This window comes from Mycobacteriales bacterium, assembly GCA_035550055.1.
Taxonomy (GTDB): Bacteria; Actinomycetota; Actinomycetes; order JAFAQI01; family JAFAQI01; genus DASZTV01.
Genome location: DASZRO010000089.1, coordinates 1 through 6,118, shown reverse-complemented (window position 1 = coordinate 6,118; position 6,118 = coordinate 1). Strand labels below are relative to the sequence as shown.

At 69.9% G+C, this 6,118-nt stretch carries 8 protein-coding genes; 3 read left to right on the top strand and 5 right to left on the bottom strand.

What is annotated here, in order from left to right; translation table 11 throughout:
* The coding region (locus VG899_13290) for a hypothetical protein (GenBank protein ID HWA67329.1) at positions 1–457 on the top strand (457 nt) is incomplete at its 5' end.
* 37 nt (positions 458–494) lie between these two features.
* Here VG899_13290 and VG899_13285 read toward each other — a convergent pair.
* Both VG899_13285 and VG899_13280 read right to left on the bottom strand, forming a co-directional pair.
* Positions 495–1,274: a hypothetical protein gene (locus VG899_13285; protein ID HWA67328.1), complete on the bottom strand. Its 780-nt coding sequence runs from the start codon at positions 1,272–1,274 to the stop codon at positions 495–497.
* The gene (locus VG899_13280; protein ID HWA67327.1) at positions 1,271–2,179 is read right to left on the bottom strand and encodes an ABC transporter ATP-binding protein; all 909 of its coding nucleotides are present in this window, start codon (positions 2,177–2,179) and stop codon (positions 1,271–1,273) included. Before VG899_13280 ends, VG899_13285 begins: the two co-directional genes overlap by 4 nt.
* 207 nt (positions 2,180–2,386) lie before the next feature.
* Here VG899_13280 and VG899_13275 point away from each other — a divergent pair, with 207 nt between their 5' ends.
* Together VG899_13275 and VG899_13270 are read left to right on the top strand one after the other, a co-directional pair.
* Positions 2,387–3,538, top strand: a complete 1,152-nt coding sequence (locus VG899_13275) for a sensor histidine kinase (GenBank protein HWA67326.1) — start codon at positions 2,387–2,389, stop codon at positions 3,536–3,538.
* On the top strand, positions 3,535–4,200 hold the full coding sequence (locus VG899_13270) for a response regulator transcription factor (GenBank protein HWA67325.1): 666 nt from the start codon (positions 3,535–3,537) through the stop codon (positions 4,198–4,200). The genes VG899_13275 and VG899_13270 overlap by 4 nt, the downstream gene beginning before the upstream one ends.
* 12 nt (positions 4,201–4,212) lie before the next feature.
* Here VG899_13270 and VG899_13265 read toward each other — a convergent pair whose 3' ends face one another.
* The 3 genes from VG899_13265 to VG899_13255 form a co-directional block, all read right to left on the bottom strand.
* Positions 4,213–4,533: an isoprenylcysteine carboxylmethyltransferase family protein gene (locus VG899_13265; GenBank protein HWA67324.1), complete on the bottom strand. Its 321-nt coding sequence runs from the start codon at positions 4,531–4,533 to the stop codon at positions 4,213–4,215.
* A gap of 131 nt (positions 4,534–4,664) precedes the next feature.
* Complete coding sequence (locus VG899_13260) at positions 4,665–5,579, bottom strand: SDR family NAD(P)-dependent oxidoreductase (GenBank protein HWA67323.1); 915 nt, start codon at positions 5,577–5,579, stop codon at positions 4,665–4,667.
* Positions 5,579–6,118 (bottom strand): lipid-transfer protein (locus VG899_13255; GenBank protein HWA67322.1); only part of this gene is annotated, 540 nt, incomplete at its 5' end. The genes VG899_13260 and VG899_13255, both read right to left, overlap by 1 nt.

Here is a 6,118-nt window from a genome sequence, read left to right as displayed (position 1 = left end):
CGTCGCTCACATCTACGGACACGGCAACGCGCAGCGGTGGGGATGGCTCCACGCCGACCTCGACGGCGACACGAGCCTCGAGATCGTGGCCGCGGTCGCGAGGCGGCCCGGCATGCGTGCGCTGCCGCCGCTGGCCTTCGTGCAGCTGCGCCGCAACGGCCACGACTGGCCACGCGACCCGTTGTTAGCGTCGCCACTGTTCCGCACTCGGCTTGCGGCCGAGTCGTGGCGGGTCCGCGGCGTCGTCGGGCGCACCCGCCTGACGGTCGAGGTCAACCAACCGAAGGATCGCTGCGTCGTCCTCGACTACGCCGACCCGAACGGCGACCCCGCGGTCTGCGCCAACACCGAGCGAGCAGACGTCGCCGTACGCCTCGATCGATGGCGCGGGCGCTGGATCACCGATGCCGAGTGGTCGCTGGATGCGGCCGCCCACGCCGAGCTCGGAAACCGCTGACGCGAGGTTCCCGCCGCCCACCTCTCCTGCGGCGACGTCACTGGATGTCGGCGCGGACGACGGTACGAGCCGCAACCGCAGCGACGACCGCCCCGATCGCGACGAGCACGAGAAGGGCGGCGATGAACGGTAGTGGCGACTGCCCACTGATCTGGAACTGCGGCCCGAAGGCGGCCGCACCGAGCTTCGCACCGCCCAGGGTGGTCGACGCGGTGTAGGGCAGGTACGGCCGAACCGACGTGACATTGGCTCCCACGACCGACTCGATGACCAGACACCAGATGAACACACCGATCACCGCGGCGATCTGCGATCGCACCAGCGACCCGACCGCCACGCCGATCGCAGCAAGTGCCGCCGCACCCACTGCGGCACCGAAGATGTGCCCGGTCAGCGCCGCCGACGACAGCGTGACCTCATCGCCGCGACCTACGACGAAAGCGAGCCCGACGCCCGTCGAGACCGTGCCGGCGACGATGCCGTAGAGCGCACCGAAGGGCAGGATCGCGACGATCTTTGCCAACAGGACCTTCGAGCGGTTCGGCGTCGCGAGGTAGGTCAACGTCGCACTGTTGTGGCGGAACTCGCCGTTGGCGGCGATCACCCCGAGCACGGCGGCGAGCATCATCCCGATCGCGTGAGCCGTCGTGACCGTCGACAGCCCCGCCATGGTGGAGATCGGCGGAACCCGGTTGCCGGAACGGCGCGCCTGCAGGCTGGTGAACAGCGCCGTGACGCCGGCCGCCGCGACCAGCATTCCGTACGTCATCCGCAGCGTCGCCAGCTTGGCGAGCTCTGCCCGAATCGTGCGCGTCATGACGCCTCTCCGATCCCGCTCGTCGATCCGGTCAAGCCGAGGAACAGCTGCTCGAGATCGAAGGTCTCAGTATTGATGTCAAAGATGGGAATCCGCTTGTCCGCGGCCGTCCGGCCGATGTGCTCCGGCGTCGCGCCGACGATCTCGACGACCTCTCCGCCGGTCTCGGTCACCGTGACTCCGGGGGCCGCCACCGCCTTTCGAAGCCCGGCGGGGTCGGAGGTGCGCACCCGGACCACCACCTCGGCTTCGCTGACCAGCTCGTCGAGCGCGGCATGGCGCACCAGCCGGCCGCGGTTGATGATCACGACGCTGTCGACGGTCTGCGCCACCTCCGCCAGCAGATGGCTGGACACCAGCACCGTCCGGCCCTGCTCGGCGAGACCGCGCAGCAACGTCCGCAGCCAGCGCACCCCTTCGGGGTCCAGGCCGTTGGCCGGCTCGTCGAGGATCAGTACGTCGGGATCGCACAGCAACGCGGTCGCCAGGCCGAGTCGCTGCCGCATGCCGAGAGAGAAGGTGCCGACGCGGCGATCGGCTGCATCGTGCAGACCCACGAGATCCAGCACCGCATCGACCCGCCCGGGCGGTGCCGCTGCGACAACGGCCTCGATCCGCAGGTGCCGTCGCGCCGTACGGGCGGGATGCGCCCCGGACGCCTCGAGCACCGCGCCGACGACGTGTCGCGGCTCCGAAAGGTCTGCGTATCGGACACCGTCGATCAGCGCCGACCCGGTGGTCGGCGTCACCAGGCCGAGCAGCATCCGCAGCGTCGTCGTCTTGCCGGCGCCGTTCGGGCCGAGGAAGCCGACCACGCTGCCGGGTTCGACGGTGACGGTCAGGTCCTTCACGGCGAACTGGTCGCCGAATCGTTTGGTGAGTCCGTTGAACTCGATCGTCGCCATCGCGATGGGCTCCCGTCGCAGGTTGAAATGGACCCGTCTGATGCTGGTCGGCTGCGGCGGCGACGTCGTCAGGCCAGGAGCGGCTCGTCGTTTGCGCCCTGCTACGCGGAGCAACGTCCCGTCGTACGTCGGCAGACGTAGCAGACGCTGCGCTCCCCGACCGACGCGCGCCCCGTGCGGACCTCGCTAGCGTCGACGCGGAGGACCATGACAGTCGCAAGCCTCGAGTCCAGGTGGTCGAGAGCGCTCGATCGCGTGCTCGACCGCCGCGACCTGCTGCTGCCCGGCGTGCTGCTCGTGCTGCAGTACGGACTGTCGGCGGGGACGGCGCACCGCCACGGCTCACATGCCCACCTCGACGCGCTCGGCTGGGTGCTGCTTGCCGTCGGGCCGCTCGCTCTCACCGCAGTACGCCGCCACCCGGTCGCGGTCCTGTGGGTCTGCTTCGCGGCGACCCTTTCTCCGCATGGGGGACGTTTCGCCTATCTCAGTCTGATCGTGTCGTTCTTCCTCGCCGCCACCCGCGGGCACCGGTGGGCTGCCTGGAGCGCCATCGCGATCGGCTACTCGACGCTGTGGCTCGTGCCCCTCGTCTACGGTCAGGCGCAGCCGACGTTGCAGGCGTCGGTCATCCTGGCGAGCTGGCTCGCCGTGCTGGTCGTCGTGGCAGAGGTCGTTCGCACCCGACAGGAACGTACGGCGACCGCTGCCGCAGCGCGTCATTTCGACGAGCAGCACCGCGCCAGCCGGCAGCGGTTGTCGACGGCGCGCGACCTGCACGACGTGATCGGGCATCACATCTCACTCATCGCGGTGCAGGCCGGCGTCGGGCTGGACCTGATGGACAGCGACCCGGAGCAGGCACGCGCGTCCCTTCGTACGATTCGCGACGTGTCGCGGGAGGCACTCGACGAGTTGCGCTCGATGCTCGCCGCACTGCGCCAGGAAGACGACGAGGCGCCCCGCGCACCCGCGCCCGGTCTGTCCCGGCTCGAAGCGCTGGTCGACTCGACTCGCCGCCTGGGCATCGCGGTGACCACTCGAGTCACCGGGACGGTCACCGCGCTGCCGGCAAGCGTCGACCTCGCGGCGTACCGGATCGTGCAGGAGTCGCTGACCAATGTGGCGCGGCACGCCAACGCAAGCCGGGCGACCGTCGTGCTGCGCTACGACCATGAGGCCTTCGCTCTGGACGTCTGCGACGACGGGCGCGGCGGGCCCGCCGACGCGGCGAGCCGGGGCAGCGGGATCACCGGCATGCGCGAGCGGGCAGAGGCGCTGGGTGGGTCACTCGACGCGGGGCCGACATCCGGCGGCGGCTTCCGGGTGCGGGCGACGTTGCCGCTGCGCGCGACATGATCCGGGTCCTGCTCGCCGACGACCAGGCCCTCGTGCGTGAGGGCTTCGCGGCGCTGCTCGGCGCGCGAGACGACATCACCGTCGTGGCGCAGGCCGCCGACGGCCACGAGGCGATCGCGTTCGCGAAGGAGCATCGACCCGACGTCGTGCTGATGGACATCCGGATGCCCGAGCTCGACGGACTGGAAGCGACCCGGGCGATCGCGGCCGATCGCGAGCTCGCCGGCGTACGTGTCCTGATCCTGACCACCTTCGGTCTCGACGAGTACCTGTTCGACGCGCTGCGCTACGGCGCCAGCGGCTTCCTGGTCAAGGACACCGAACCTGCCGAGCTGGTGGCCGCGGTGCGGATCGTCGCGGCGGGCGACGCGTTGATCTCACCGGCGCTGACGCGACGGTTGGTCGAAGAGTTCGCAGCGCGCGCGAAGGCGCCGCAACCCACGAAGGCGCTCGATGCGCTCACCGAGCGCGAGCGCGAGGTTATGGCGCTGGTCGCCGCTGGTCTGAGCAATCCCGAGATCGCGGCCCGGCTGTTCATGAGCCCTGCGACCGCCCGCACCCACGTCAGCCGCATCATGACGAAGCTCGACGCCCGCGACCGCACCCAGCTCGTCGTGCTGGCCTACGAGACCGGACTGGTCCGCCCGGGCTGGAGCGTCTGACGGGGGCCGCCGTCAGAAGACGAACGGGATCAGCATCTTCGTCGAGCCCCGGTACGCCGGGTAGGTGTCCGGGAACGTCCGCGCCATGTAACGCTGCTCCATCACCGCGCTGTAGACGAAGTAACCGCTGATCGGCACGGCGGCGATCAGCCAATGCAGGTCCACGGCCAAGGCGCTGCCGAACAGCCCGAGAATGATGCCGCTGTAGATCGGGTTGCGAAGCCACCGGTACGGGCCCGATGTCACCAGCTCCGGACTGTCCTTCTGTGACATGGGCGTTCCCCAGTTGCCTCCGAGATGCACCCGCGCCCAGATCGCAAGCGCCAGCCCCACGATCGCGGCAGCCGAGGAGGTGCGTCGAAGTCGCTGACCAACACGTACAACGCGAAGTCGCGCCGAGCCCAACCTTTTGAGTCTCTCGAGGGGGTCTGAAGGACCATCTACGTTGGGCTCGACGGTAGGGGTTAGAGGGTGAGGTCGTTGCCTACCGCGAAGGTGTGGCGGTTGCCGTCGGCCAGGTAGTTGCCGACCGTCTTCTCCAGCTCCGCGACAGTCCACGTCTCGCCGTCGCTGGCGAACGCCGCGTCCAGTGCCGGTGCCTTCATCACGCCGACCTTGCCGCCGTACGTCACGAACACATTGCCGTTGACGTGGTCGGTGCCGCGGGTGGCGAGCCAGACCACCACCGGCGCGATGTGTTCGATCGCCCACGGGTCGATCTCGTCGCCTTCCGGGGCAGACGGGAACAGCGCCTCGGTCATCCCGGTGCGCGCCCTCGGCGCGATCGCGTTTGCCCGTACGCCGTAACGCGCACAACCGTGCGCAACCGACAACGTCAACGCGGCGATGCCCGCCTTCGCCGCCGCGTAGTTGGGCTGACCGGGCGAGCCGAAGAGGAACGCCTCGGAGGCGGTGTTGACCACACGAGCCCACACCGGGCCGTCCGCGGCCTTGGACGCCTCACGCCAGTACGCCGTCGCCGCCTGGCAGGTCGCCGCGTGACCGCGCAGGTGCACCCGGAGCACGGTGTCCCACTCGTCAGCGGTGACGCCGAAGATCATCCGGTCGCGCAGCACGCCGGCGTTGTTGACGAGCACGTGGAGGTCGCCGTACTCGTCGATCGCGCGCCGTACCAACGAGGTCGCGAACTCCCAGTCACCGATGTCGCCGGGTACGCCGACCGCCTCGCCGCCCGCCGCGCGGATCTCAGCCGCGACGGCCTCGGCGTTGTCGCCGATGTCGTTGACCACGACCTTCGCGCCCGCTGCCGCCAGCGCCAGCGCCTCCGCGCGGCCGAGCCCGACGCCGGCCCCCGTGACGACGGCGACACCGCCCGCCAGCTCGTCGCCGGCGAACGAGGGGACGAGAGCCTTGGCCATCAGCGATCCACTCCGAGCATCACGGCCGACGTCGGTACGCCGGTGCCACCCGTCACCAACACGTGCTCGGCACCCTCGACCTGGTTGACCGACGTCCCGCGCACCTGCCGCACGCCCTCGGCGACGCCGTTCATGCCGTGCAGATAGGCCTCGCCGAGCTGTCCGCCGTGAGTGTTGATCGGCAGCCGGCCGCCGATCTCGATTGCGCCGTCGGCGATGAAGTCCTTCGCCTCGCCCCGACCGCAGAAGCCGAACTCCTCCAGCTGCGCCAACACGAACGGCGTGAAGTGGTCGTAGAGCACCGCCGTCTTCACGTCATCGGGCCCGAGCCCTGACGTCTCCCAGATCTGGCGCGCGCAGGTCCCCATCTCCGGCAGCTCGACCAGCGACGACCGGTTGAACGACCGCATCATGTGCTGGTCGTCGGCCATGCCTTGCGCCGCTGCCTCGATGACGACGGCCGGCTGCTTCAGATCGCGCGCCCGCTCGACGGTCGTCACGAGCATCGCCTGCCCGCCGTCGGTCTCCTGGCAGCAGTC